General features: G+C 50.2%; 1 protein-coding gene. It reads right to left on the bottom strand.

Going from position 1 to position 223, the window contains the following annotated elements; all coding sequences use genetic code 11:
* On the bottom strand, window positions 1–223 hold a 223-nt coding region (locus ACGF49_RS25435), incomplete at both ends, for a hypothetical protein (RefSeq protein ID WP_387493632.1).

Below are 223 nucleotides of genomic sequence, written 5' to 3'. Positions count from 1 at the left end.
CGCCGTCAGACTAATGTCACCCTGCGTTGTAGTCAAATTAGCAAGGTTAACTTCCTTACCCGCCTCAGTACTCACCAAACGGATTTTATTGGCATACATTCCCCCCAATGACCCGGTATCAATCACGTTCCAAGGGGTATCACCCTCGCCTGCAATAGGGGCAATAGTCCCGCGTTTGAAATCAATCCGGTTGGGGCCTTGTGTCAATGTCAGGTTTTTCGCC

Origin of the sequence: Photorhabdus sp. RM96S (assembly GCF_042879335.1) — a bacterium.
GTDB lineage: Bacteria > Pseudomonadota > Gammaproteobacteria > Enterobacterales > Enterobacteriaceae > Photorhabdus > Photorhabdus kayaii.
The sequence above is the reverse complement of the archived record's forward strand: the minus strand, read 5'-3'. Positions and strand labels throughout refer to the sequence as shown.